Raw genomic sequence first — 25,339 nt, forward strand, 5'->3', positions numbered from 1 at the left:
GCCTAGCTGGTGCCGAGAATGATCCGCACGTAGTTCCGGGTCTCGCGATAAGGCGGGACACCATTATGCCGGTTCACCGCCTCGGGCCCCGCGTTATAGGCCGCAAGTGCCAGCCGCCAGGAGCCGAAGGTGCGGTATTGCTCGGCCAGATAGCGCGCGCCGCCGTCGAGGTTCTGCGACGGATCGCGCGGGTTCACGCCAAGAATGCGCGCCGTTCCCGGCATGAGCTGCGCCAAGCCAATCGCACCGGCATGGCTGACTGCATTCGGGTTCCAATTGCTTTCCTGCGAGACCAGACGCAGGAACAAATCCTCGGGGATGCCATGGCGACGTGCCGCCGCGCGGGCGATATCCAAGTAAGGCCCGCGATAGCTGCCCGTCCAACGCGGCACGATGGTGGAGGACGACCGGGTGCCTTCAATGTAATTTGGCGTCAGGCGCACCGAGCCCGAATACTGCGTTGCGGCCCGACTATCGAGGAGCCGGGTTGCGGCCCCAAACCGGTCCAGTCGATCCGCCAATGCCGGCGCCGCCAGCAGCGCGGCCAGACAAAAGCCAAACGCCATCTGCGCAAAGCGCATCGCCCCAAGCCTATCCCCCATCACGGCCCCGATCCTTCCAAAGCCATTAACCAGTCGCGGCATCATACAAAAAAACCCGCAAGTTTCCAGACCAACGGGTTCAGGCCGGGCAATTCGCCTTTCAATCATCAGATACGGATGCTCTAACTCTCGGGCAAACGCAGATTCGCGACACGACATTTGGGAGGTGACATGGCCGGTTCCGTCAACAAAGTGATCTTGATAGGCAATCTGGGCCGCGACCCAGAGGTCCGCACGTTCCAGAACGGCGGCAAAGTCTGCAACCTGCGCATCGCGACCTCGGAGACGTGGAAAGACCGCAACACCGGCGAACGCCGTGAGAAGACCGAATGGCATTCTGTCGCGATCTTCAATGAAGGGTTGGTGCGGGTGGCGGAGCAATATCTGCGCAAGGGCTCGAAGGTCTATATCGAAGGCCAGTTGCAGACCCGCAAGTGGCAGGATCAAAGCGGTCAGGATCGCTATTCCACCGAAGTGGTGCTGCAGGGGTTCGGCAGCACCCTGACCATGCTCGACGGTCGCAATGAAGGCGGCGGTGGTGGAGGCGGCTATGGCGGCGGCGGTGGTTATGGCGACGACCGTGGCGGGCCACCTGATGATCGCGGCGGGCCCGCTGGCGGCTTCGGCGGTGGCGGCGATATGGATGATGAGATCCCGTTCTGAGCCTAGACAGGTCTTGCCTGTTGTTATGCGGAGGCCCGTTCCGGGCCAAGATACACATGATTTGGCGCGCTCCTGAGAGGGAACGGCGATTGGCAAGCAGCGTGGGACTGATACGCGGCGCATCTGCTGCGCATTTCAAGGCGTTGTGAGGAGAGACAGGATGTCAGGCGTTAGGCCCACCCCGGTAAATCCGCGCTATGCGGCGACCATTGCGCCGCCGGTCATGGAGGCGCGACGCTGGATCGACGGGGTGAGCTTCCCCGAGGACCGCCCGTTGATCAATCTCAGCCAAGCCGCGCCGGTGGCCCCACCGCCAGAGCCGTTGCGACAGGCCATGGCGGAAGCGCTTCTCACGGTTCCGGAGAGTCATCTTTATGGGCCGGTTTTGGGGCTTCCAGAGTTGCGCGCCGAATTGGCCAGCCAATGGAGCGCGGGCTATGGCGGTGTGATCCGGCCCGACCAAGTGGCCGTAACCGCGGGGTGTAACCAAGCCTTCACCAGCACACTCTCGACGCTTGCGGGCGCTGGCGATGCGGTGATCTTGCCGACACCTTGGTATTTCAACCACAAAATGTGGCTCGACATGGAGGGGGTTGAGGCCAAGCTCTTGCCCACAGGCGACGACCTGTTGCCCGACCCGGAAGAGGCCGAGACACTGATCTGTGATCGGACCCGAGCGATCATCCTGGTGAGCCCGAACAATCCCGGCGGTGTTGAATACCCCGCCGCCCTGCTCCGCGCCTTTTACGATCTAGCCAAACGGCATGGGTTGGCCCTGATCCTCGATGAGACCTATCGCGATTTTCATTCGCAGACCGGTGCGCCGCATGATCTCTTCACCGATCCGGATTGGGATGAGACGCTGATCCATCTTTATTCCTTCTCCAAGGCCTATAGGCTGACCGGCCATCGGGTTGGTGCCGTCATGGCCTCCCCCACCCGGCTCATCGAAGTGGAGAAATTCCTCGACACAGTGGCGATCTGCCCGCCACAGATCGGCCAGATCGGCGCGCTTTGGGGGATGCGGCATCTGGGCGATTGGCTGGCGGGTGAACGTCTGGAAATCCTACGCCGCCGTGACGCGTTGGTCTCCGGATTCCAACGCCTGCCTGGTTGGCAGCTTCTGGGCTGTGGCGCTTACTTCGCTTATACGAAACACCCATTTTCGCAGCCCTCTGATCAGGTCGCGCAACGTTTGGTGCATGATGCGGGCCTCTTGGTTCTGCCCGGCACGATGTTTGGTCCGGCCAAAGATCAAGGCGGCAACGGTCAGGCCGAGACGACCTTGCGGATCGCCTTTGCCAATGCCGATGCAGAGGGCTTGTCAGATGTGGTGGACCGACTGGCGCAGCTCTCGACCTAGCCACCTCTTGCCCCCTTACGCCCGAGCGCGTAGATCACTGCAAACGACGCCCTTGGGAGGGACCTGCCGCGATGGCCAAGAACGCCGCCAAAAAAGCCTCGAATATCTTTGTCTGGATCATCTTGGGCCTGTTGATGCTGGCCTTGACCGGGTTTGGCATCACCAGCTTCACCGGCTCGGCCAGCCAGATCGGCAGCGTCGGCGACGCCCGGATCACCGCCAATGAATATGCCCGCGCGCTGCAACGCGAGATCAGCGCCCAGGTCGCGCAGACCGGACGCCCGATCAGCTTGCGCGATTTGGCGGCGCAAGGCGTGGACCGCGCCGTGTTGGACGGGTTGGTGGCGCGCGCGGCTTTGGCCCATGAGACCCGCGCCATGGGCATCTCCGTCGGCGACGAAGAGGTGGCGCGCCAAGTACAGGAAACCAGCGGCTTCATGGGCTCCGATGGCAGTTTCGACCGCGCTGGCTATGAGTTTGCCCTGCGCGATGCCGGGCTCACACCGGCAGAATTTGAACAGAACCTACGCGAGGATGTGGCCCGGTCCCTGTTGCAAGTGGCGATTGTTGGCGGTGTCTCCGCCCCGCCGCTTTTTGCCGAAGCCCTCACCGCTTATCAGACGGAGACGCGGGATTTCTCGCTCCTCCGAGTGACCGAACTGGACTTGCCCACCGGGCTGCGCGCGCCGAACGACGCAGATTTGGCAGCAGAATACGAAGAAAACGCCGCGCAATTCACCCGGCCCGAGGCCCGCACCATCACCTATGCCTGGGTGCGCCCGACGATGATCATGGATGATGTCGAGGTCAACGAAACCACCTTGCGCGAGCTTTATGACGAGCGCGGCGAGCTTTACAATCAACCCGAACGCCGCCTGTTGGAGCGTCTGGTCTACCCCTCGCAGGAAGAGGCCGAGGCCGCCCGCGCCGCTTTGGATGCCGGCGATAGCAGTTATGATGATCTGATCGCTGCCCGGGGTCTCACCCTGGAAGATGTGGATCTGGGCGAAGTCGCCCGCGAAGATCTCAGCGATGCCGCCGCGGAGGCGATTTTTGGCACCGAAGATGAAGACATCATCGGCCCGGTGGACAGCGTTTTTGGCCCTGCCCTGTTCCGGGTGAATGCCATCTTGGATGCAACCCAGGTGCCGTTCGAAGATGCCGAGCCGGATCTGCGGGCTGAATTGGCCTCCGAGGCTGCGCGCCGGGCAATTGGCGATATCCGGACAGATGTGGATGACCTGATGGCGGGCGGCGCGACCTTGGAAGAGCTCGCCGAAGACACAATTATGGAACTGGGCACCATCGACTGGCGTCCTGGCTCCGATGAAGGCATCGCAGGCTATGACGCGTTCCGCGCGGCCGCAGCCGCCGCGCAGGAGGGGGATTTCCCCGAACTGCTGGAACTGTCTGATGGCGGGCTTTTCGCCTTGCGCCTGGACGCGATTGTGCCGCCCACCCTGCCCGATCTAGATGATATCCGCGACGAGGTGGAGGCCAGCTGGCGCGCCGGAGAGCTGCGTGATCAGGTCACCGCCCGCGCCAATACACTGGTGTCGGAGATGATCACTGGCGGCGCATTGGAAGAGCTTGGCCCGCGGGTCACCCAAGAGGTGCAAATTCGGCGGCAAGACTTCATCCCCGATCTGCCGCCGACCCTGGTGGCGCAGATGTTCCAACTCGCGGCGGTGGGCGATACTGCGGTGATCCCCGGCGCAGAATTCGCCGTGATTGCCCGGCTTGATGCCATCAACAGCGGCGCGCGCGGCACCCCTGGCACCGACGCGCTTTTGGCTCTGATCGGCGAACAGGGCACGCAATCCATCGCGCAGGACGTGTTTGAGGCCTTTGGCCAGGCGCTTGAGGCGGATGTCGGCATCTCTCTCAACCCCACGACGATCAACGCCGTGCACGCGCAGTTCCCCTGAGCCATGGCGTTGACCCCGACATTCGAGCACTTTGCCGAAGGCTGGGCGGCGGGCCGCAACCAGCTTGTCTACGCCCGGCTGGCGGCCGATCTGGACACGCCAGTGTCGGTGATGATGAAACTCGCTGAGGCCGGACAAGACAGTTTCATCTTGGAAAGCGTCACGGGCGGCGAAATCCGTGGCCGCTATTCGATCATCGGATTGAAGCCCGATCTGATCTGGGAATGCCGGGGCGAGACCAGCCGGATCAACCGCACGGCCCGCTTTGATCGCGATGCCTTCGCCGCTTGCGACGCGCCGCCCCTGGACGCGCTCCGCGAGATTTTGGCCGAAAGCGCGATCGATATGCCCGATGATCTGCCCGCGGCGGCGGCGGGTCTTTTCGGGTATCTCGGCTATGACATGATCCGCCTGGTCGAACATCTGCCAAACGTGAACCCCGATCCGCTTGGCCTGCCCGATGCGGTGATGATGCGCCCTTCGGTGATTGCGGTTCTGGATGGGGTTAAAGGCGAAGTCACCGTGGTGTCGCCCGCCTGGGTCGGTGGTGGTTTGTCGGCCCGCGCGGCCTATGCCCAGGCCGCCGAACGGGTGAGCGACGCGCTCCGCGATCTGGAACGTGCGCCCACGACCGCCTCGCGTGAAATGGGCGAAGTGACACAGACCGCCGCGCCGGTCTCGAACTTCGCCAAAGCGGACTATCTGGCTGCGGTTGAAACCGCCAAGGATTATATTCGCGCAGGCGATATTTTTCAGGTCGTGCCGTCGCAGCGGTGGCGCCAAACCTTCTCGGAACCACCTTTTGCGCTTTACCGGGCGCTCCGGCGGACCAACCCCTCGCCATTCATGTTCTTCTTCAATTTCGGCCCGTTTCAGGTGGTCGGCGCCAGCCCGGAAATCCTGGTCCGGGTGTTCGATGGCGAGGTCACGATCCGCCCGATTGCGGGCACCCGCCCCAGGGGAGCCACAGCCGACGAAGACAAAGCGCTGGAAGCCGATCTGCTTTCCGATGAGAAAGAGTTGGCCGAACATCTGATGCTGCTGGATTTGGGCCGGAACGACACCGGCCGTGTGTCAAAGATCGGCACGGTCCGGCCCACCGAAGAGTTCATTGTCGAACGCTATTCTCATGTGATGCATATCGTCTCGAATGTGGTGGGTGAACTCTCCGACGAGCATGATGCGCTCTCCGCGCTTCTGGCGGGTCTCCCTGCGGGCACCGTTTCCGGCGCACCGAAGGTGCGGGCTATGGAGATCATTGATGAGCTGGAGCCGGAAAAACGCGGCGTCTATGGCGGCGGCGTGGGGTATTTCTCGGCCGGAGGCGATATGGATATGTGCATCGCGCTCCGCACCGCGGTGGTGAAAGATGAGACGCTCTATATCCAAGCCGGTGGTGGCGTCGTCTATGACAGCGACCCGGAAGCGGAGTTCCAGGAAACGGTGAACAAATCCCGCGCGATCCGTAAAGCCGCCGAGGACGCCGGCGCCTTCACCCAACGCGGCAACCGCTGATCCCCCGCGCCTCGAGTGGCTTCGGTGTCTATCGGGTCAAGACCGCCGAGACCGGTGCCATGGCCACGCTTTCGGACCGCGCCCCGAGGGCCCAAGAGAAAAGCGCCGTCACCGTATCGGAATAGGTATGACCGATGACAATGACGCTGCCATCCTGCCCTGCCGCGAAGGCCGCCCGGTCCAGATAGCGCGTGATCACCGTGGCCCGTTCCCGCTCGGAATCGATTTGCCGGAACAGCGTTGCCGCTGGCACATCCACCCGGACCGCACTTTGTTCCGCCGCGTTCAAGCCGCGCGGATAGGCCACCAACCCATGGCCGGTCTCTTGTAGGACCGAGATCACCGCGTCGAGTACAGGCCTATCGCCTTGCACCCGGTTCTGATCGCTATCCAAAACCGCCACCGCTTCCGGCAAGACTTCAAATCCGCCTGCCAAGGCCACCTCGACATCGGCTGGGGCCGCACCGGCGGGAAGCATATCCTCGGCCAGCATCAGCACCTCAAACCCTGCCGCGCGGTATGCGGCTGCATTTTCTGCCGCTTGCGGGCGGGTCGGGTCAATCGCGAAGCTGACAGGAAAGGGAAAGCTCTGCAAAAGGGTCCGGTCGAGACCAAAAGCTGGGTCATCGATCAGGATCACCGCCATCAACGGTCGTGTCTCTGCGGCGTCAAACTCCGCCGCGAAGGCTTCGATTGCCGGGCGCGTAGCAATATCCCCTGGCATCGTCGATGCAGCATCCTCTTGATCCATCTCCGTGCCTACATCGGTCGGCAGTAGATCACCGATCCGAGGCAAGCGCGGTTCAGAAAGACCAGCGGCTTCCAGCGGAGCGGGACCGGGGCCTGTCGGCTCAACCGGCTGCGGCTCAGAGGTCTCTGCCGGGTCCCCAGACTCCGATGGCTGATCCAAAATTGGCGCGGCGGCTGGCGTCGTATCGAGGCGGACCGCGCCGGGATCGGTCTCGATCTGCGGCAATCCGAGCGGTGCCGGTTGCAACTCTTGCGGCGGCGCAAGTGGGTCTTGATCCGTATTCGTGACCTCTGGCGTGGTTCCATCCGCGGTTGGCACATTGATCTGTGGCAGATCGAGCGCCGCAGTCGCGGTCGGAAGTGGCGCGGAGGCGGTATCGGGTACAGGCGACCCGGTCAGCACATCCGGGGCCGGTGCCGCGCTCCCCGTTGGAGGGGTTACGTCCGGCGCTTGATCTGGGATGGGGAGGGCCGCTGCCTCGTCCGGCGGAGGCCGGTTAAACTCCGACCCGGCAGGCAGAGGCACGTTATCGGCTGGTCCCTGCGCGGTCTCAGATTGCTCGACCGCCCCGCCCGTCTCCGGTGCGCCTGCGGTGGCATCGCTTGTCGGCGGCGTCTCGACCTCCGGTGTCTCAAGGGGATTGGGAGCTTCATCCTCGGCGGCAAGCTCTGGCAATTCGGGCCGGGTATCAACATCACCCGCTCCCACCATTGAAGCGGCTGGCGCGCGCTCTTCCGGCAGCGGCGCGTTCAAGGAAATCACGGCCAGAAAAAGCGCTGAAAACAACACGCCCCAGACCATCCCAATGATCACACCTCTGCCCATCATCGCTCCTCATTCTCGCGCGCCGTTCTTGCCCGATCCCTTGACCCCGGGGCGCGGCTGTTGAACATGTATAACGCGGGCGCGCGTCGCCTTCACCCCCTTTCGGAAAGGCCCCGGCCCCATGCTGCTGTTGATCGATAATTATGACAGTTTCACCTATAATCTCGTGCATTATCTAAGGGAATTGGGTGCGGATGTCAGGGTTGAGCGGAATGACGCGCTCAATGTGCAAGAGGCAATGGCGCTCAAGCCGGAGGCGATTTTGCTCTCGCCGGGCCCGTGCGACCCCTCACAAGCTGGAATCTGCTTGGCGCTGACCCAGGCTGCGGCGGAAACACGCACGCCGCTCATGGGCGTGTGTTTGGGCCATCAAGCGATCGGCGAAGCTTTTGGCGGCACAGTTCAACGTCATAGCGAAATCGTGCATGGCAAATTGGGCGAAGTGCGCCACCGGGGCGCTGGTGTCTTCGCAGGCCTGCCCTCGCCCTTCCTCGCCACACGTTACCATTCGCTGGTCGTCGCCCGCGAGGGGTTGCCGGACTGCTTGGAGATCAGCGCCGAGTTGGAAGACGGCACGATCATGGGCCTCCGCCACAAAGAGCTGCCGATGGAAGGTGTGCAGTTTCACCCCGAAAGCATCCGCTCCGAACACGGCCATCAGATGCTGAAGAATTTCCTCGATATGGCGCGGATCGGAGAGCCCGCATGAATGATGCAATGAAGCCGCTGATCTTCGCCGCCTCCGAAGGGCCGCTGAGCCGGGCGCAGGCGGAAGAAGCTTTCGGGTACCTCTTCGAAGGCCAAGCCACACCGGCGCAGATTGGCGGATTGCTGATGGCGATGCGGGCGCGTGGAGAATCCGTGGCTGAATACGCCGCCGCTTCGGCCGTGATGCGGGCGAAATGCGTGCGGGTGCGCGCACCTGAAGGCGCGATGGATATCGTCGGCACTGGCGGCGACGGGATGGGGACGCTCAACATCTCCACCGCCACCGCGTTTGTTGTGGCCGGGGCCGGTGTGCCGGTGGCGAAACATGGCAACCGCAATCTCTCCTCGAAATCCGGCGCGGCGGATGCGCTTGGCCAGATGGGGATCGATGTGATGGTTGGCCCTGAAATCGTGGAGCGTGGCATCGCGGAAGCGGGCATCGGATTCATGATGGCGCCGATGCACCATCCGGCGATCAAACATGTCATGCCCACCCGACAAGAGCTCGGCTGCAAGACGATTTTCAACATCATCGGCCCATTGACCAACCCCGCAGGCGTGAAACGCCAACTCACCGGCGCCTTCGCCATCGACCTGATCTATCCAATGGCCGAGACCTTGCAGGAGCTTGGCTCGGAGAAAGTCTGGCTCGTGCATGGCGCGGATGGCACTGATGAAATCTCGATCAGCGGCGAGACCTCGGTCGCCGTGTTGGAAGATGGCAAGATCCGCGGGCGGCAAGTCCACCCCGAAGAGGCGGGGCTGCCGGTTCATCCGCTGCGCGATATATTGGGCGGCACACCGCAGGAAAACGGCCATGCCTTCCAGGCGCTGCTTGACGGGGCACCAGGGGCTTATCGCGACGCGGTCTTGCTCAACGCGGCGGCGGCGTTGATCGTCGCGGATAAGGTGACAAACCTGGTGGAAGGTGTTGAAATGGCACGGGAAAGCATTGATAGCGGCAAGGCCAAACACGCGGTCGAGACGCTGGCGCGCATCACATCGGAGGCGGCATGAGCACCCCAACCATTCTTGAGAAGATCAAGGCTTACAAGCTGGACGACATCGCCGCGCGCAAGCAAGAGCGGCCTCTTGAAACCGTCGAGGCCGAGGCCCGCGCCGCCGATCCGGTGCGCCCTTTTGCCGATGCGCTTCACGCCGCCGTTCGCGAAGGCTATGGCTTGATTGCGGAGATCAAAAAGGCGAGCCCGTCGAAGGGTTTGATCCGCGCCGATTTCGACCCGCCCGCCTTGGCCGAGGCTTATGCCGCCGGTGGCGCGACTTGCCTGAGCGTGTTGACCGATGGGCGAAGCTTTCAAGGCGATGACAGCTATCTGATCGCGGCGCGCGCCGCGTGCGACCTGCCCGTTTTGCGGAAAGATTTCCTTTACGACCCCTATCAAGTGGCCGAAGCGCGCGCGCTTGGGGCCGACTGCATTCTGATCATCATGGCGAGCCTCGATGATGGGCAGGCGGCGGAGCTTGAAGCGACTGCGGCGGATTGGGGTATGGATGCGCTGATCGAAGTGCATGACGAGGCAGAGCTTGAGCGGGCCAGCCGCCTGTCGTCACGCCTCGTTGGTATAAATAACCGCGATCTCAATACGTTCGAGACCTCTCTTGATGTCACACGCCGGTTGGTCCGGATGATCCCCGATGACCGGCTTGTGGTGGCCGAAAGCGGCCTGTCCACCCCGGAGGATCTCGCCGATATGGCGCAATATGGCGCGCGCTGTTTCTTGATCGGCGAAAGCCTGATGCGGCAGGAGGATGTGGCGCAGGCCACCAGAAACCTGCTCGCCAATCCTTTAAAAGCGGGGCTCTGATGCCAGATCTCACTCATTTCGACGCCGAGGGGCAGGCCCATATGGTCGATGTCTCGGAAAAACCAGTTACCGCGCGGGTCGCGACAGCAGGCGCTTGGGTCAAAATGCGACCCGAGACCCTTGATCTGGTTGAAAAAGGGATCGCCAAGAAGGGCGATGTTTTGGGCGTGGCGCGGCTGGCCGGGATTATGGGAACCAAACGCACCGCCGATCTGATCCCGCTCTGCCACCCTCTGCCGGTGACCAAGGTGGCCATGGAGCTTGACCCTGATCGCGACCTGCCGGGTGTACGGATCAAAGCGACCGTCAAGACCAATGGGCAGACGGGCGTTGAAATGGAAGCGCTTATGGCCGCATCGACGGCCGCGCTGACGGTCTATGATATGCTGAAAGCCGCCGACCGGGCGATGGAAATCGGCGGCCTGCGCGTTCTGTTGAAAGATGGCGGCAAATCCGGCCGGTTCGAGGCCGACACGTGATCACTGTTGCCGAAGCGCTGGCCCAATGCCTCGCCCTGACCCGGGTGTTGGAGGTTGAAGACGTGCCGTTGGCCGAGGCCGCGGGCCGAGTCCTGGCACGGTCAGTCTTGGCCGAGCGGGACCAGCCGCCCTTCGCCGCCTCCGCCATGGATGGCTACGCCGTGCGCAGCGACGAGGCCGCGCCAGGGGCGCAGTTCCGCGTTATTGGAGAGGCCGCCGCCGGTCATGTTTGGCATGGTCAGATCGGCGCTGGCGAAGCGCTGCGGATCTTCACCGGCGCGCCGGTGCCCGAGGGTGCGGATCGGATCATCATCCAAGAAGACGTCACCCGCGACGACGAGCGGATTACCCTTGGCGATAAGCTTGATCAAAAGACCCATATCCGCCCCTCGGGCGGCGATTTCCGCAAAGGCCACCGGATCGAAGCGCCGCGCCGACTGAGCCCGGCGGATATTGCGCTGGCCGCCTCAATGAACCACGCCACCCTGCCCGTCACGCGGCGGCCAGAGGTGGCGTTGATCGCCACCGGCGACGAGTTGGTGCAGCCTGGCGAGACGCCGCGCCCGGATCAGATCATTGCGTCCAACACCTATGGGTTGAAAGCGTTGATCGAGGCAGAGGGTGGCCATGCCCGGATGTTGCCCATCGCGCGGGACACCCGCGAAAGCCTGGAACACGTGCTTGGGTTGGCCGCAGGTGCGGACCTGATCGTGACCATTGGCGGCGCCTCGGTGGGCGATCATGATCTGGTCGGCGAGGTGGCTGCTGCAATGGGTCTGGAGCGGTCCTTCTATAAGATCGCGATGCGGCCTGGCAAACCGCTGATGGCGGGGCGGTTGGCAAGATCGGCCCTTGTGGGCCTGCCCGGAAATCCCGTTTCGTCAATGGTTTGCGGCCATCTCTTCATCGTTCCGATGCTGCATGCTTTCCTTGGCCTGCCGACGGGTGAGCGGCGCTTGACCCATGCCCGACTCGCCGTCGACCTACCTGCGAACGGTCCGCGTGAACATTACATGCGGGCCCGTCTGATCCCCGGCAACGGATTGCCCGAGATCACGCCTTTGGACGCGCAAGACAGCTCGCTCCTGACCCGGTTGGCCGATGCCGACGCGCTCTTGGTCCGGCCACCGCATCAAGAGCCGCAGACCGCCGGCGCAATTGTGGAAGCCTTGCTGATTTAACGCCATGACCCCAAAGAAACGGGGGCATTGCCATAAGATTTTTTCTTTGCCGATCCGGAGCTAGCCCTCTACCCGTGGGTGAGGCGCGCTTGTTGGCAGAGGACAGAACCCGATGAAAACACTTGCTCAGGCCGTGGTGATTGGCGGCGGGTTGGTCGGTTGCTCCATCCTCTATCATCTGGCGAAACTCGGCTGGAAAGATGTGGTCCTGCTGGAGCGGGACGAGTTGACCTCGGGTTCCACCTGGCATGCGGCGGCCAATATCCACGGATTGCATGACAACACCAATATCAGCCGCATCCAGCATTACACGATGAACCTCTACAAGGCGTTGGAGGCGGAAACCGGCCAAGGCTGCGGCGTGTTCCAACCCGGCTCGCTCTATCTCGCCCAAACCGAAGACCGCGAGCATCAGTTGCGCCTGCAAGAGGCCAAGGCGCGCTATTACAAGATGAGTTTCCATGAAATCAGCCGCGATGAGGCCGAGCGCCTGCATCCGCTGGTCGATTTCGACGGCATCCGCTGCATTATGTATGAGCCCGATGGCGGCAATGTGGACCCATCCGGCGTGACCATGGCCTATGCGGCGGGGGCCCGCGCGATGGGGGCCGAGATCCACCGTTTCACGCCCGTCACCGCCACCCGGCAACAGCCAGACGGGACCTGGATCGTTGAGACACCAAATGGCGATATCCACACCGAGTGGGTGATCAATGCCGCCGGGCTTTGGGGGCGCGAAGTCGCCGCCCTTGCCGGAATCGACCTGCCGCTGCAACCGACCGAGCACCAGTATTTCGTCACCGAAACCATCGACGAGATCGTCGCCCATGGCACCCGCCTGCCCTCCGTCGCCGATCGCGACGGGGAGTACTACTTGCGCCAAGAAGGTCAGGGCTTGCTGATCGGCGCCTATGAACGCGACATGCGGTTTTGGGCCGAGGATGGCACACCGCAGGGCTTCGGCCATGAGCTTTTTGCCGATGACCTGGACCGGATCATGGAAAACGTTATGCGCGCGATGGAGCGGGTGCCTGCGGCCGCCAATGCTGGCGTGAAACGGGTGATCAACGGGCCGATGATCTGGTCACCGGACAGTTCCGCGCTCTTTGGCCCGTTGCCGGAACTGCGGAACTATTTCTGCTGCAACGGGATCATCCCCGGCTTCTCGCAATCCGGTGGCCTCGGCCTTTTGGCGGCGGAATGGATCATTGAGGGCGAGCCGAAGCTCGACATGTTTGGCTGGGACCTGGCGCGCTATGGCTCCTGGGCGGGGAAGGCCTTCACCAAGGCCCGGGTTGAGGACCAATATGCCAACCGTTTCGCAATCCATTTCCCGAATGAGGAGCGCAGCGCCGGGCGCCCTGCGCGGGTGCGGCCAGCCCATGAGATGCAAGCCGAGATGGGCGCGGTCTTCGGGATGAACTGTGGCTGGGAACACCCGCTTTGGTTCGCCGATAAGCCGGGCGTGACCGAAACCATCGGGTTCAAGCGGCAGAACTGGTTTGAGCCGGTGGGCCGCGAGGTTCAAATGCTGCGCAACCACGTGGGTGTGCTCGATATCTCCAATTTCGCCAACTACGAGATCAAAGGCCCGGGCGCCCAGGCTTGGCTCGATGCGCTTCTGGCCAATCGCATTCCGACGGAGATCGGGCGGTCCTGCCTCGCGCCGCTCATCGGCGTGCGCGGCGGCGTGGCGGGCGATTTCACCGTCACCAAACTGGCCGAAGACCACTACATGATGATCGGATCCGGCATGGCCGAGCGCTATCATCAGCGGTTCTTCAATATGGTGCCCCTGCCCGACGGCACCACCTTTGAAAACCGCACCGACGCGCTTTGCGGCATGAATATCGCCGGGCCGAAATCCCGCGAGCTGTTGCAGCGCTTGACCAATGAGGACCTCTCCAACGACGCCTTCCGCTTCATACGCTCGCGGCAGATGATCGTGGCGGGCGTGCCGGTTGTGGCGCTGCGGGTGTCCTTCACCGGCGATCTCGGGTGGGAGTTGCATTGCGAGGCGGCGTACCAAGTAGCCCTCTATACCGCGCTCATTGAGGCCGCACGCGACCTCGGCGGCGGGCCAGTGGGCAGCCGCGCACTCGGGTCGCTTCGGATCGAGAAGGGCTATGGCTCCTGGGGGCGTGAATATAGCCCGGAATACTGGCCGCAGGAGCTTGGCCTGGAGCGCTTGATCAAGCTCGACAAGGCGTTCCTGCACAAAGATGCCTTTCTGGCGCTGGCCGACAACGAACCGCGCGAGACCTTGCAGATATTCGAGATGGAGGCTCGCGACGCCGATGCCAGCGGCGGCGAGCCGATATTCCGGCTCGATGGTACGGCGGTCGGCCATGTCTCCTCCGGCGCCTATTCCGCGCATACGGGCAAATCCCTGGCGCTCGGTTTTGCCAAAACCGGCACGGTGCAGCCCGGCGACGAGGTAGAGATTTTTGTTCTGGGTCAGGCGCATAAGGCCCGCATGCTGGCCGCGCCGCCATTCGATCCGGGCGGGCTACGGCTCCGCAGCTGATCTCTCTAAAAGCCAGTCCCGGAACCGCCGGGCCGAGGGTTTCAACGCCCGCGCCGGACGGGTGAGGTAGTAACTCCACGGGCTTTCCACCGCGCAAGGAAACGGCTCGATCAGCACATTCCGGTCAAGATAGGGCTGCGCCAGAGAGCGCAGAACCGCGACGCAGCCCAACCCGTTCGCCGCCAGTTCCAGCGCCACATTGGAGGAGTTCGACCGCACTCCGCCCTGCAGATCGAGATTGTCGAGCCCCAATCCATCGGCCACCGCGCCCCAGCAATCCTGCCGCGTCAGAATATGGATCAGATCGGCGCTGACCAATTGTTCAGGCCGCGACAGCGCTTCGCCCGCCACCTGATAGCCCGGCGCGGAAACCACGGTCAGCTCTTCCGACGCCAGGAGCGCATCGCCCGGCAACACCGCATCTTGGCGTTTGATCTCGATGGTTAGATCGGCCACCTCACCCACGCTGTCGGCCCAGATCGTGCCATTTAAGGTGATCGTATAGCTGGAGTGATCCGCCAGAAACGCAGCGACCTGGGCCGCGAGCCAGTTCTCCGCCAAGCTGATCGGGCAGGAGATCACCACCGTCTGATCATGGGTCCGTGTGACGATCGCCTCGGTCGCATCTTCGATCTGTTGCAAGGCGCGACGGAGGCCGGGCAGATAGGCCTGCCCCGGCCCGGTCAGCTCCAAGCTGCGGGCATGGCGAATAAAGAGCGGTTTGCCGAGATACTCTTCCAAGGACCGCACATGGTTGGAGATCGCCGCTTGGGTATAGTTCAACTCATCGGCGGCCGCGGTGAAACTCAGATGCCGCGCGGCGGCCTCGAAGGATCGGATATGGGTCAGATAGGGTTTATGGTCCATGCGGATCGGGCCTCCTCCACCACCATTGCTCCCTGAAAATCCGCCGAGGGAAAAGCAAAGACTGCGCCATGGCCAAGAAAATCGATGTCATGAGATGTCAGGATGGCGAGTCAACGCGGTGAGATGGCCCCTGGAGCAGGAAGAATTCATCCGCTCTGCACCCGATTCGTTGACACAGAGGGGGAACAGGGGTAGAACATTCCCTGAACGAGATCCTTATCGGACAGGCGGAGGCCATCAGATGCTGACGAAGAAACAGCTCGACCTTTTGGAGTTTATCCACAAGCGGATGCAACGCGATGGCGTGCCGCCGTCTTTTGATGAAATGAAAGAGGCGCTGGATTTGCGCTCGAAATCCGGCATTCACCGGCTGATCACCGCACTGGAGGAACGAGGGTTCATCCGCCGGTTGGCCCATCGCGCCCGCGCGATCGAGATTGTGAAATTGCCCGAGGCGCTGGAGGCGAAAACCGGCTTCACACCGCGCGTGATCGAAGGTGATCGGAGCGCCCCGCCTGCGGGCGCGATTCCGGTCAGCGGGATCGGCGCGACCGACCTGCCGGTGATGGGCCGGATCGCCGCGGGGACGCCGATTGAAGCAATCAGCCAAGTGGCGACTCATGTGACCGTGCCTCAACAGATGGTCAGCACGAACAAGCATCACTACGCGCTTGAGGTCAAAGGCGATTCCATGATTGAGGCCGGGATTAACAATGGCGATATCGTGGTGATCGAAGAAGGCGCGACGGCGGACAACGGCGATATCGTCGTGGCGCTGGTCGAAGATCAGGAGGCGACGCTGAAACGCTTCCGTCAGAAGGGCAATATGGTCGCTCTTGAAGCTGCGAACCCGGCTTATGAGACCCGTATGCTGCGCGACGATCAGGTCAAGGTTCAGGGTAAATTGGTCGGGTTGATCCGCACCTATTGACGGCCTCCGGTCCAAAGCCGCGCGCCTTGAAGGGCGCGCGCGGTGGTGAATTCGACGCGATCCTTGGTCACATAGAGGGAAATCGCGCCGGTTTCGGCCAATGTGTCACCCGAGATCAACAAGCAAGGGGCATCGGGGGTGATGGCCGGCAGGTCCTCGGCATAGGCCGCGCGGTCCACCTGATCCGGCGACTGCGTCGCCCCGATCCAATCCACACGTTCAACAGCCGACAGATGTGCCGCCGTTTCCTGTGCCACAGGTACGAGGTCGGGTGCGTAATCCCGCAACCGCTCAGAAACCAAGACAATGTCATGGCGAGCGCAGGCGGCTTCCATCTCGCGCGCGGCGCGGCGACCGGCCCCATGCCAGAGACTATGACCGCTCTCCAAAACAACATGCCAGCCCTCCCCCTCGGCCTGCCAGCCCGGGCGGATGGCAGCCTCGGGCTGATCCGCCCGATCCCCATCATTCTCGAGCCAGATCCCGGCAACAAACCCATCTCCCCGTGGCTTGGTCAGGGCGCGCCCCTCCGATGTTTCAAGCCCTGCCAAGCGACCCGACGACGACAGCAGAAGATCGGGCCGGTCGCTGCCTGACCAGATCACCAAAGCGAGCGCCACCGGCGCAAACCCCAGGAGCCGTGCCCGGCCCTGCCAAAGGATGACGAAAATTACCCCGAGGCTGATCGCCGCCAAAACGCCGGCAGGCGGCGCGACGATCGGGCGCGTCGCGCCAGGCAGTGTGGCGACTTCATGGGCGACGGCCAAAATCCAAACCAGGCCCTTCTCCATCACCCAAAACGCGATCCCTTCGAGGCCAAGCGGCCAGAGCAATGCTGCGAAAACCGCACAAGGGATCACCACGCTGCCCATCACCGGCACCGTCAACAGATTGGCCAAGAGCCCATAGACCGCGATTTGATTGAAATGCGCTGCAGAGAAAGGCGCGGTTGCTGCGCCCGCCACAACGGAAGAAATCACCAGCGCCACCATGCCCTTAGACCAAATCGGCAATTCAGTCATCCACGGATGGCCGCGCAAAGCGTTGAACACGGCCACAAGCGCCGCGGTCGCCGCAAAGGACATCTGAAACCCGGGGCTGAGCAAGGTCTCAGGACGGTGTGCCAGGACAATCAGGGCCGCAATCGCCACGGAGCGGAGCGTGATCGCGCGCCGGTCAAGCAAGACGGCGACAAACATCACCGCCACCTGGATAAAGGCCCGTTCCGTCGCGACATTGCCACCTGAGAGGGCCAGGTAAAACGCCCCTGCCCCCAAGGCCGCCAGCGCCGCCCATTTGCGGATCGGATAACGCAGCGCCAGAGCCGGGATAAGCGCCAGAACAAAGCGCAGAGCGGCATAGACGAACCCGGTCAACAGCCCCATGTGCAGCCCTGAAATCGCCAGCAGATGCGCGATGTTCGCGCGGCGCATATCCTCCAGCGGCCCGGCAGAGAGACCGGATCGGTCGCCGGTCAGCACCGCCGCCGCGAACGCACCCGCCTCCCCCGAGATCCGCGCTTGGATCGCGGCCGACAGATTCAGCCGCAGATGGGTCAACGGCAAGGCCCAACCTTCACGTGGCTCCAAAAGCAATGCTGGCACACGGGTATACCCCACCGCACCGATTTCGAGGAACCAAGCATGGCGCTGAAAATCGAAACCGCCAGGCTCGGCGGGTCCCTCGGGCGGCCCCAGATGGCCGGTCATCATCACCCGCGCCCCCGGTTCCGGGGTGAGCCAGCGCTGCTCCCCATGCAGCGAGACCCGAACCCGATTGGGCACGCGTTCGGGCGATGTCCGTTCCAACACAACCTGATCCAAGGTCAGCCGGACCGCATCGGAGGCTGAACGATCAATCGCGACGATCCGCCCCTCGATCGGCCCGTAATAGCGAAACTCCAGCACCGGTCCGGCAGCATCATGGGCGCGAAACCCGGCCAGGCACAGACCTGACAGGACGAGGAGAAGCGCCGTGACAGCGGGGCCCGCCATCTCTCGCAAGCGCCATGTGATCGCTGCTGCGACGAGCGCCAGCAGGAGCGCCAAACTGTAGACACGCCAACCGGGCTCCACCCGCAACCCGAAATACCACGCCACACCGAGACCGACAAAAACCGGCGCCCACGGCATCAACGCCCCACGCTGGCCTTGCTGAACCTGGTCGATCAGATGCCAGAGGCGCACCCTTGTCACCTCCCGCGCGGTTGCCTAAACACTCGCTCAACACCTACCCGCCTCATGGTTTCCAAGACGTTAACGCGCGCGATGCAAACCCCGCGCCGAAAGGATGAAGATGGCCGATACGCCTGCACCCGTGGTCACCCGCTTTGCCCCCTCGCCCACTGGTTTTCTGCATATCGGGGGCGCGCGCACGGCGCTGTTCAACTGGCTCTACGCACGTGGCCGGGGCGGCAAATTCGTGCTTCGGATCGAAGACACCGATCGAGAGCGCTCTACCCCCGAAGCGACGCAGGCGATCCTCAATGGGTTAACCTGGCTTGGCCTCGATTGGGACGGGGAACCGATCAGTCAGTTCGCTGGCCGCGACCGTCATGCCGAAGTCACAACGACAATGTTGGCGCAAGGGTCAGCCTATAAATGCTTCTCCACCCAAGATGAGATCGCCGCATTCCGCGATGCCGCCCGTGCCGAGGGCCGCTCCACGCTCTTCCTCTCTCCCTGGCGCGATGTGCCGCAAGATCAGCACCCCGATGCGCCCTATGTGATCCGCCTGAAAGCCCCGCGTGACGGGCAAACCGTGATCGAAGACGCCGTCCAGGGTGCCGTGACGGTGCGCAACGATCAGCTCGACGATATGATCCTGCTCCGCTCCGACGGCACACCGACCTATATGCACGCAGTTGTGGTGGATGATCACGACATGGGCATCACTCATGTGATCCGTGGCGACGACCATCTCAACAACGCCGCGCGGCAGGCGCAGATCTATACCGCGATGGGATGGGATCTGCCGGTCTTCGCCCATATCCCACTGATCCATGGGCCAGATGGCAAGAAACTCTCGAAACGCCACGGCGCGCTTGGGGTCGAAGAATATGCCGCCATGGGCTATCCGCCCGCCGCGATGCGGAACTATCTGGCCCGGCTCGGCTGGTCCCATGGCGATGACGAGCTTTTCACCGATGCGCAGGCTCTGGAGTGGTTCGACCTGGGCGGAATTGGCAAATCGCCCGCCCGGCTCGACTTCAAAAAGCTTGAGCATGTGGCGTCTTGGCATATCGCGCAAATGGATGATGCCGATTTGGTCGAAGAGATCGCTCGGTTTCGGACAATGACAGACCAGCCGGTTCTTTCGCAAGCGCAGCATAACGGATTGTTGACTGCGATGTATTGCCTCAAGGATCGTGCCAAATCCCTGCCCGATCTGATTGAAAAGGCCCAATTTGTTATGGCCGAACGACCACTTGACCGGGATGAAAAGAGCCAGGCGGCGCTGACCGATGTATCCCGTGGTATACTGTTAGAATTGACTACGCAGCTGCAGAATGATAGCTGGTCCCGTGACACGCTTGAGGCGGTCCTGACCACAACGGCCGAGGCCCACGGGCTGAAATTCGGCCAGCTTGCGCAGCCCTTGCGCGCGGCTCTGGCAGGTCGGGCAGCAACGCCCAGTGTCTATGACATGATGCTCGTCATTGGCCGCGATGAAACGATCGCCCGCCTGACGGAGGCCGCCGCCCCCGCCCAATGACGGCGCTTGGGTTTTGGCCAAGAAATCACGGGCCGACGCAAGGCCCCTGGAACGACCCGCCCGGCATCTGGCCGGGTGTGGCCAATTAGGAAGGGACTGAGATGGCTGACAGCAAATCCGCCACGTTAAGCTTCGACGGCAAGACCCTGGAGCTTCCGATGCACTCGCCGACGGCGGGGCCGGATGTGATCGACATCACCAAACTCTATGGTCAGGGCGACGTGTTCACCCACGACCCTGGTTTTACCTCGACCTCGGCCTGCGAAAGTCAGATCACCTTTATCGACGGCGAAAAGGGTGAACTGCTGCATCGGGGCTATCCAATCGACCAACTGGCGGGCAAGTCGCATTATCTGGAAGTCTGCTACCTCTTGCTTTACGGCGAGTTGCCCAATGCCGCCGAGTTGGAAGACTTCGAAGATCGTGTGACGCGTCACACGATGATCCATGAGCAGATGGCGAATTTCTTCCGTGGCTTCCGCCGTGACGCCCATCCAATGGCGATCATGACCGGCGTGGTTGGCGCGATGTCGGCGTTTTATCACGACTCGACCGATATCAATGACCCCTGGCAACGCGAAGTGGCGACGATCCGCCTGATCGCGAAAATGCCGACCATCGCGGCGATGGCCTATAAATACACCATCGGGCAACCGTTTGTGTATCCGCGCAATGATTGTGACTATGCCACGAACTTCCTGCGGATGTGTTTCGCAGTTCCGGCGGAAGAGTATCAGCCGGACCCGATCCTCTCGCGCGCGATGGACCGGATTTTCACGCTGCATGCGGATCATGAGCAAAACGCCTCGACCTCGACCGTGCGTCTGGCGGGCTCCTCGGGCGCGAACCCGTTTGCCTGTATCGCCGCTGGCATCGCCTGTCTCTGGGGCCCGGCCCATGGCGGCGCAAACCAGGCTTGCCTAGAGATGCTGCGGGAGATCGGCACCGTCGACCGCATCCCTGAGTTCATCAACCGCGCCAAAGATCGCGAGGATCCGTTCCGTCTGATGGGCTTCGGCCACAGGGTCTACAAGAACTTCGACCCACGTGCGAAGGTGATGAAAGAAAGCGCCGATGAGGTGCTGGATTTGCTGGGCATCGAGAACAATCCGACGCTGCAGGTTGCCAAGGAACTCGAAAAGATCGCTGTCGAGGATTCCTATTTCCACGACAAGAGACTCTACCCCAATGTGGACTTCTATTCGGGCATCATCCTCGACGCGATGGGCTTCCCGACCTCGATGTTCACCCCGATCTTCGCGCTCAGCCGCACCGTGGGCTGGATCGCGCAGTGGAAAGAGATGATCGCCGATCCATCGGGCAAAATCGGTCGCCCGCGCCAGCTTTATACCGGCGCGACTTATCGCGACTATGTGGATATCGAAAACCGCTAAAAGCCGGTCCAACCGACAAAAGGCCGCCTCATCCGGGGCGGCCTTTTCCGTTGCGGTTTGGCGTCCCCTTCTCTGCTTCCCAAATATCCCCGCCGGAGGCATTGAATCTTCTGGCTGGTCGCGCCAATTTCGCGCCATCTCAATAACAGGACCGTGCCCATGCCCCGCAAAATCATCATCGACACCGATCCGGGCCAAGACGACGCGGTCGCGATCCTTCTGGCCTTGGCGAGCCCCGAAGAGATCGAGGTTTTGGGTGTCACGGCGGTGGCGGGCAATGTGCCCCTCGCGCTGACGGAGAAGAACGCCCGCATCGTCTGCGAATTGGCCGGGCACATGCATATTCCGGTCTTTGCGGGTTGCGACGCCCCATTGGCGCGGAAACTGGTCACCGCGGAACACGTGCATGGCAAAACCGGTCTCGATGGCCCGCAATTGCCTGATCCAACCATGCCGTTGCAGGACAAACACGGTGTCGATTTCATCATCGACACCCTGCGGCAAGAGCCCGCCGGCACGGTCACGCTCTGCCCGCTCGGGCCGCTCACCAATATCGCGACAGCCTTTCTGCGCGCGCCCGATATCGTCGAGAAGGTGGCCGAAATTGTGCTGATGGGCGGCGCCTATTTCGAGGTTGGTAACATCACACCCGCTGCGGAGTTTAACATCTATGTCGACCCGCAAGCCGCTGACATCGTGTTTAAATCCGGCATCAGAATCACGGTGATGCCGCTCGACCTGACGCATAAGGCGCTGACCACCGCCGAGCGGGTCGCGACCTTCCGGGCCATGGGCACTCATGTGGGCAAGATGGTCGCGGAATGGACCGATTTTTTCGAACGCTTCGACAAAGAGAAATACGGCTCCGAAGGCGCGCCGCTGCATGACCCTTGCGTCATCGCCTATCTGATCCAACCGGAGCTGTTCCAGGGCCGTTTCGTCAATGTCGAGATCGAGACACAATCGGAACTGACGCTTGGCATGACCGTGGCCGATTGGTGGGGCGTCACCAACCGCGCGCCGAACGCCACCTTCATGGGCGATGTGGATGCGACAGGGTTCTTTGCCCTGCTCACCGAGCGGATCGCGCGGCTCTAGGCGACCTTGGCCAGCGGGTGAAACACCCCAAATGGCAGCGGCACCAGATCCGGCGCCACCCAGTGCCGTCGTGCGGAGGGCGCAAACAGCGTCTCGCGCCGCCAATGACGGAGCAGCCAGTTGGGGTCGCCGAACTCTGCCGAGAAAATCGCCGCCAGAACCTCCGACATATCTGCACGCGGCATCTGCGCCATCTGATGTGCTGCCGCCGCGACTGAGGCAAGCGTAATCGTTTCGTGATACCCTTCGCTGTCACTATTCACCCCGCCATGGGCCTCGTTGAAAGCGCGGATCATCCCAGGCATCTCCTGCGCCACCCAAGCCGGATCGTGACCGGCCAGGAGCCAAATCACCGCCGCCCAATGCGCCTGATGCGAGAATTCCGAGGCCGGTAAGCTGCGATCCGCAAACCCCTCACCGATATAGGAAATCCACGCATCATCGCGGACCGGTTGCTCAGCTTTTGTCATCTTTCCCCTCCTGATCTGGGTGCATATGACTGTCCGTCGCAACCCAATCGCAGCCATAGATGCCCTTGATCCGCCCGATCACCTCAAGCTGCTCATCGGTGAAGGCCTGCTTGTTCTCAAGCCCGTGCAGAATGATCCCCTCCAACAGATCGCTGAGCGTCATATCGAGGTATTCCGCCAAGCCTTTCAGGGTTTTCAAAAGTGGTGTGTAAAGGCGCACCCCGGTCTGTGTACGGTCAACGGCCATATCGAGTCTCCAATTTGGTAACTTGTTACCTAGGTTTGCGAGATATGTCCAGCGGTCACCTTTGCAAGGGACCGACACAGGACTACCTAAAGAGGAGCGAACAGAAGGCACCCGCGTTTATGCAAATCCCGTTTGATAACTCCTATGCCCGCTTGCCCGACCGGTTCTTCACGGCCCTGCCCCCGACCCCGGTCGCGGCCCCCGGCCTGATTGCCGTCAACCGCCCCCTGGCCAAGGAACTCGGCATCATTCTGCCGGAAGATGAGGCGGAGATTGCCGCGATTTTTGCCGGCAACACCCTGCCCGACGGCGCGGCTCCTTTGGCGCAAGCCTATGCTGGGCATCAATTTGGCGGATGGGTGCCGCAGCTTGGCGATGGCCGGGCGGTGCTTCTCGGCGAAGTTGTCGATCATAAAGGCCAACGGCGCGACATCCAGCTCAAAGGCGCGGGCCGAACGCCCTATTCCCGCCGGGGAGATGGGCGCGCCTGGCTCGGGCCGGTCTTACGGGAATATCTGATCTCTGAAGCGATGTTTGCGCTTGGCATTCCGACGACCCGCGCCCTGGCCGCCGTAACCACCGGCGAAACCGTCCTCCGCGAAACGGCGCTCCCCGGTGCCATCGTCACCCGCGTCGCCGCCAGCCATATCCGGGTTGGCACCTTCCAGTATTTCGCGGCCCGGCAAGACGCCGACGCGCTTCAGGCACTGGCCGATCATGCCATTGCACGCCATTACCCGGAGGCGGACGGCCCGCTTGGGCTTCTGCAAGCCGTTGTGACGGCACAAGCGGAGTTGATCGCGGGTTGGATGGGGGTTGGCTTCATCCACGGCGTGATGAACACCGACAATATGTCGATCGCGGGCGAGACAATTGACTACGGGCCGTGTGCCTTCATGGATGCCTATCACTCCGAAAAAGTGTTCAGTTCCATCGACCAATTCGGGCGCTATGCCTATGCCAATCAACCCAATGTGGCGGTCTGGAACCTGGCGCAGCTGGCCACGGCCTTGCTGCCGCTGATGCCGGACAAGGACGATGCGATTGAGATCTTCACCGAGGAGATCAACCGCTTCCCCGATCTGTTCAACACGGCTTGGCATCGCATCTTACGTGGCAAACTGGGCCTGAGCACCGTCGAAGAGGACGATATCGCCCTGGCCTTTGACCTGCTCAATCTGATGGAGACGGGTGCGGCCGATTTCACCCGCACCTTCCGCGCTCTCAGCGGCGCGCAACCGGGCAGCGCCGTCGAGGAGTTCGCCAGCCCGCAGGGGTTCATCGACTGGATGCCCCGCTGGCAAGACCGCCTCACGCGTGAGCCGGGCGACGACCGAAGCCGCCAAGCCGCCATGCAGGCCGTGAACCCCGCCTTCATCCCGCGCAACCATCGTGTCGAAGAGATGATTGAGGCCGCTGTTTCTGGCGATTACGGGCCGTTCTTCAAACTCCATGAGATTTTGAAACGCCCGTTCGACGATCAACCAGAGCACAGCGCCTATCAGACTGCCCCGGGCGAGGAGGAAGAGGTCACCCGCACCTTCTGCGGCACCTAGCGGTCGCGGCGCTTGCCCGACCGGCGGAAGAAGCGGCGATTGTGATGGATGAACTCGTCGATCACGGCCCGGCTGCCGCCGAGGTCACGCCCTTTGAGGTAGAGATACCCGGTGAGCCCGCCAATCCCCGCCCCGATGCAATCGACAATCAGATCGCCCATCGTGTCCATCAGTCCGGACTTCTGCATGTTCAGACCGAAAATCTGATCCATCCCAAACTCGAAAATCTCCCAGGTCACACCAATGGTCACGCCCATGCAGAAGGCGATCATCCCGAGTGCCCAGGCGGGCGCGGCATAGCGATCCCCCTCGAACAGGATAAAGACCAGGAGAAACCCGATCAGGCCAAACCCGACCGCCGACAACCCGTGCAGCGCGATATCCCACCACCAATACCGCTCGTAGAAATCATAGACTTCGCCCAGGAACAGCGTGGCGAAGACAAAGAGCACGATAACCGCAATGAACCGTCGGGGCAGATGCAGCCCAAGTCGCGGCGCGAGTATCATCGGCAGCATCGAGACCAAGATTGTGGCCAGAGCCACGAACGCGACCGGCCAGCGCGCCGTAGCCAAGGCGGTCAATGCCGACAGCATCAACACACCCCAGATCACATAGGTCAGCCAGAGTTGATCACGCAGGGCCTTCATGCCAATTAATCTAATCTTGCCCGTCGGGCTTTCCTAGACCTTAC

Annotated in this window: 22 protein-coding genes; 15 read left to right on the top strand and 7 right to left on the bottom strand. The window is 62.3% G+C overall.

Features of this window, described 5'->3' with window-relative positions; genetic code table 11:
- Positions 1 to 2: 2 nt before the first annotated feature.
- The gene (locus GTF44_RS10840; protein WP_253261215.1) at positions 3 to 566 is read right to left on the bottom strand and encodes a lytic transglycosylase domain-containing protein; all 564 of its coding nucleotides are present in this window, start codon (positions 564 to 566) and stop codon (positions 3 to 5) included.
- Positions 567 to 773: 207 nt separating this feature from the next.
- Here GTF44_RS10840 and GTF44_RS10845 point away from each other — a divergent pair, with 207 nt between their 5' ends.
- From GTF44_RS10845 to trpE, 4 genes are all read left to right on the top strand, one after another.
- Positions 774 to 1,265, top strand: a complete 492-nt coding sequence (locus GTF44_RS10845; protein ID WP_171559330.1) for a single-stranded DNA-binding protein — start codon at positions 774 to 776, stop codon at positions 1,263 to 1,265.
- Between the two features lie 160 nt (positions 1,266 to 1,425).
- Positions 1,426 to 2,628, top strand: coding sequence for an aminotransferase (locus GTF44_RS10850; protein ID WP_171559327.1), 1,203 nt, complete (start codon positions 1,426 to 1,428; stop codon positions 2,626 to 2,628).
- A gap of 71 nt (positions 2,629 to 2,699) precedes the next feature.
- On the top strand, positions 2,700 to 4,556 hold the full coding sequence (locus tag GTF44_RS10855) for a SurA N-terminal domain-containing protein (protein WP_171559324.1): 1,857 nt from the start codon (positions 2,700 to 2,702) through the stop codon (positions 4,554 to 4,556).
- 3 nt (positions 4,557 to 4,559) lie between these two features.
- Positions 4,560 to 6,071, top strand: coding sequence for an anthranilate synthase component I (gene trpE, locus GTF44_RS10860; protein WP_171559321.1), 1,512 nt, complete (start codon positions 4,560 to 4,562; stop codon positions 6,069 to 6,071).
- Between the two features lie 28 nt (positions 6,072 to 6,099).
- Here trpE and GTF44_RS10865 read toward each other — a convergent pair whose 3' ends face one another.
- On the bottom strand, positions 6,100 to 7,650 hold the full coding sequence (locus tag GTF44_RS10865; protein WP_171559318.1) for a divergent polysaccharide deacetylase family protein: 1,551 nt from the start codon (positions 7,648 to 7,650) through the stop codon (positions 6,100 to 6,102).
- Between the two features lie 118 nt (positions 7,651 to 7,768).
- Between GTF44_RS10865 and GTF44_RS10870 the strand changes: the two genes are divergently transcribed.
- From GTF44_RS10870 to GTF44_RS10895, 6 genes are all read left to right on the top strand, one after another.
- Positions 7,769 to 8,356 (top strand): aminodeoxychorismate/anthranilate synthase component II, encoded by a 588-nt coding sequence (locus GTF44_RS10870; protein WP_171559315.1) that lies wholly within the window; start codon positions 7,769 to 7,771, stop codon positions 8,354 to 8,356.
- Complete coding sequence (gene trpD / locus GTF44_RS10875) at positions 8,353 to 9,372, top strand: anthranilate phosphoribosyltransferase (RefSeq protein ID WP_171559313.1); 1,020 nt, start codon at positions 8,353 to 8,355, stop codon at positions 9,370 to 9,372. Before GTF44_RS10870 ends, trpD begins: the two co-directional genes overlap by 4 nt.
- Positions 9,369 to 10,181: an indole-3-glycerol phosphate synthase TrpC gene (gene trpC / locus GTF44_RS10880; RefSeq protein ID WP_171559310.1), complete on the top strand. Its 813-nt coding sequence runs from the start codon at positions 9,369 to 9,371 to the stop codon at positions 10,179 to 10,181. The genes trpD and trpC overlap by 4 nt, the downstream gene beginning before the upstream one ends.
- Complete coding sequence (gene moaC / locus GTF44_RS10885) at positions 10,181 to 10,660, top strand: cyclic pyranopterin monophosphate synthase MoaC (RefSeq protein ID WP_145208420.1); 480 nt, start codon at positions 10,181 to 10,183, stop codon at positions 10,658 to 10,660. The genes trpC and moaC overlap by 1 nt, the downstream gene beginning before the upstream one ends.
- Entirely contained in the window at positions 10,657 to 11,841 is a 1,185-nt protein-coding gene (gene glp, locus GTF44_RS10890; protein WP_171559307.1) for a gephyrin-like molybdotransferase Glp, read from the top strand. The genes moaC and glp overlap by 4 nt, the downstream gene beginning before the upstream one ends.
- Positions 11,842 to 11,953: 112 nt before the next feature.
- Positions 11,954 to 14,368: an FAD-dependent oxidoreductase gene (locus GTF44_RS10895; RefSeq protein ID WP_171559304.1), complete on the top strand. Its 2,415-nt coding sequence runs from the start codon at positions 11,954 to 11,956 to the stop codon at positions 14,366 to 14,368.
- On the opposite strand, the gene GTF44_RS10900 is transcribed toward GTF44_RS10895, so the two are convergent.
- Positions 14,351 to 15,235 (bottom strand): LysR substrate-binding domain-containing protein, encoded by an 885-nt coding sequence (locus tag GTF44_RS10900; RefSeq protein ID WP_171559302.1) that lies wholly within the window; start codon positions 15,233 to 15,235, stop codon positions 14,351 to 14,353. The two genes, GTF44_RS10895 and GTF44_RS10900, sit on opposite strands and share 18 nt — an antisense overlap.
- 241 nt (positions 15,236 to 15,476) lie before the next feature.
- On the opposite strand from GTF44_RS10900, the gene lexA reads away from it, so the two are divergent.
- Complete coding sequence (gene lexA / locus GTF44_RS10905) at positions 15,477 to 16,166, top strand: transcriptional repressor LexA (protein WP_171559299.1); 690 nt, start codon at positions 15,477 to 15,479, stop codon at positions 16,164 to 16,166.
- Here lexA and GTF44_RS10910 read toward each other — a convergent pair.
- Positions 16,160 to 18,352 (bottom strand): ComEC/Rec2 family competence protein, encoded by a 2,193-nt coding sequence (locus GTF44_RS10910; protein WP_367383371.1) that lies wholly within the window; start codon positions 18,350 to 18,352, stop codon positions 16,160 to 16,162. The genes lexA and GTF44_RS10910 overlap by 7 nt on opposite strands.
- Before the next feature lie 109 nt (positions 18,353 to 18,461).
- Here GTF44_RS10910 and gltX point away from each other — a divergent pair, with 109 nt between their 5' ends.
- From gltX to GTF44_RS10925, 3 genes are all read left to right on the top strand, one after another.
- Complete coding sequence (gene gltX, locus GTF44_RS10915; protein WP_171559296.1) at positions 18,462 to 19,880, top strand: glutamate--tRNA ligase; 1,419 nt, start codon at positions 18,462 to 18,464, stop codon at positions 19,878 to 19,880.
- A 101-nt stretch (positions 19,881 to 19,981) separates the two neighbouring features.
- Positions 19,982 to 21,274: a citrate synthase gene (gene gltA, locus GTF44_RS10920; RefSeq protein WP_145208407.1), complete on the top strand. Its 1,293-nt coding sequence runs from the start codon at positions 19,982 to 19,984 to the stop codon at positions 21,272 to 21,274.
- A 159-nt stretch (positions 21,275 to 21,433) separates the two neighbouring features.
- A complete protein-coding gene (locus GTF44_RS10925) occupies positions 21,434 to 22,372 on the top strand; it encodes a nucleoside hydrolase (protein WP_171559294.1) in 939 nt (312 codons plus the stop codon).
- Here GTF44_RS10925 and GTF44_RS10930 read toward each other — a convergent pair.
- Positions 22,369 to 22,842: a hypothetical protein gene (locus GTF44_RS10930; protein ID WP_171559291.1), complete on the bottom strand. Its 474-nt coding sequence runs from the start codon at positions 22,840 to 22,842 to the stop codon at positions 22,369 to 22,371. The genes GTF44_RS10925 and GTF44_RS10930 overlap by 4 nt on opposite strands.
- On the bottom strand, positions 22,829 to 23,089 hold the full coding sequence (locus GTF44_RS10935) for a hypothetical protein (protein WP_171559288.1): 261 nt from the start codon (positions 23,087 to 23,089) through the stop codon (positions 22,829 to 22,831). The genes GTF44_RS10930 and GTF44_RS10935 overlap by 14 nt, the downstream gene beginning before the upstream one ends.
- Before the next feature lie 119 nt (positions 23,090 to 23,208).
- Here GTF44_RS10935 and GTF44_RS10940 point away from each other — a divergent pair, with 119 nt between their 5' ends.
- The gene (locus tag GTF44_RS10940; RefSeq protein ID WP_171559285.1) at positions 23,209 to 24,645 is read left to right on the top strand and encodes a YdiU family protein; all 1,437 of its coding nucleotides are present in this window, start codon (positions 23,209 to 23,211) and stop codon (positions 24,643 to 24,645) included.
- Here GTF44_RS10940 and GTF44_RS10945 read toward each other — a convergent pair.
- Positions 24,642 to 25,295, bottom strand: a complete 654-nt coding sequence (locus tag GTF44_RS10945; protein ID WP_171559282.1) for a hypothetical protein — start codon at positions 25,293 to 25,295, stop codon at positions 24,642 to 24,644. The genes GTF44_RS10940 and GTF44_RS10945 overlap by 4 nt on opposite strands.
- Positions 25,296 to 25,339 lie beyond the last annotated feature (44 nt).

Source organism: Roseobacter sp. HKCCD6576-2 (genome assembly GCF_013179285.1).
Classification (GTDB): Bacteria; Pseudomonadota; Alphaproteobacteria; order Rhodobacterales; family Rhodobacteraceae; genus Rhodophyticola; species Rhodophyticola oceani.

Bases quoted from the DNA above. Each gene is read 5' to 3' on its own strand.
- GTF44_RS10845 (WP_171559330.1), top strand. From the start codon at position 774: ATGGCCGGTTCCGTCAACAAAGTGATCTTGATAGGCAATCTGGGCCGC.
- GTF44_RS10935 (WP_171559288.1), bottom strand. From the start codon at position 23,089: ATGGCCGTTGACCGTACACAGACCGGGGTGCGCCTTTACACACCACTT.
- moaC (WP_145208420.1), top strand. From the start codon at position 10,181: ATGCCAGATCTCACTCATTTCGACGCCGAGGGGCAGGCCCATATGGTC.
- GTF44_RS10865 (WP_171559318.1), bottom strand. From the start codon at position 7,650: ATGATGGGCAGAGGTGTGATCATTGGGATGGTCTGGGGCGTGTTGTTT.
- GTF44_RS10850 (WP_171559327.1), top strand. From the start codon at position 1,426: ATGTCAGGCGTTAGGCCCACCCCGGTAAATCCGCGCTATGCGGCGACC.
- GTF44_RS10840 (WP_253261215.1), bottom strand. From the start codon at position 566: ATGGCGTTTGGCTTTTGTCTGGCCGCGCTGCTGGCGGCGCCGGCATTG.
- trpC (WP_171559310.1), top strand. From the start codon at position 9,369: ATGAGCACCCCAACCATTCTTGAGAAGATCAAGGCTTACAAGCTGGAC.
- GTF44_RS10930 (WP_171559291.1), bottom strand. From the start codon at position 22,842: ATGACAAAAGCTGAGCAACCGGTCCGCGATGATGCGTGGATTTCCTAT.
- GTF44_RS10855 (WP_171559324.1), top strand. From the start codon at position 2,700: ATGGCCAAGAACGCCGCCAAAAAAGCCTCGAATATCTTTGTCTGGATC.
- gltA (WP_145208407.1), top strand. From the start codon at position 19,982: ATGGCTGACAGCAAATCCGCCACGTTAAGCTTCGACGGCAAGACCCTG.
- GTF44_RS10900 (WP_171559302.1), bottom strand. From the start codon at position 15,235: ATGGACCATAAACCCTATCTGACCCATATCCGATCCTTCGAGGCCGCC.
- trpE (WP_171559321.1), top strand. From the start codon at position 4,560: ATGGCGTTGACCCCGACATTCGAGCACTTTGCCGAAGGCTGGGCGGCG.
- GTF44_RS10895 (WP_171559304.1), top strand. From the start codon at position 11,954: ATGAAAACACTTGCTCAGGCCGTGGTGATTGGCGGCGGGTTGGTCGGT.
- GTF44_RS10940 (WP_171559285.1), top strand. From the start codon at position 23,209: ATGCAAATCCCGTTTGATAACTCCTATGCCCGCTTGCCCGACCGGTTC.
- gltX (WP_171559296.1), top strand. From the start codon at position 18,462: ATGGCCGATACGCCTGCACCCGTGGTCACCCGCTTTGCCCCCTCGCCC.
- lexA (WP_171559299.1), top strand. From the start codon at position 15,477: ATGCTGACGAAGAAACAGCTCGACCTTTTGGAGTTTATCCACAAGCGG.
- GTF44_RS10925 (WP_171559294.1), top strand. From the start codon at position 21,434: ATGCCCCGCAAAATCATCATCGACACCGATCCGGGCCAAGACGACGCG.
- GTF44_RS10945 (WP_171559282.1), bottom strand. From the start codon at position 25,295: ATGAAGGCCCTGCGTGATCAACTCTGGCTGACCTATGTGATCTGGGGT.
- GTF44_RS10870 (WP_171559315.1), top strand. From the start codon at position 7,769: ATGCTGCTGTTGATCGATAATTATGACAGTTTCACCTATAATCTCGTG.
- trpD (WP_171559313.1), top strand. From the start codon at position 8,353: ATGAATGATGCAATGAAGCCGCTGATCTTCGCCGCCTCCGAAGGGCCG.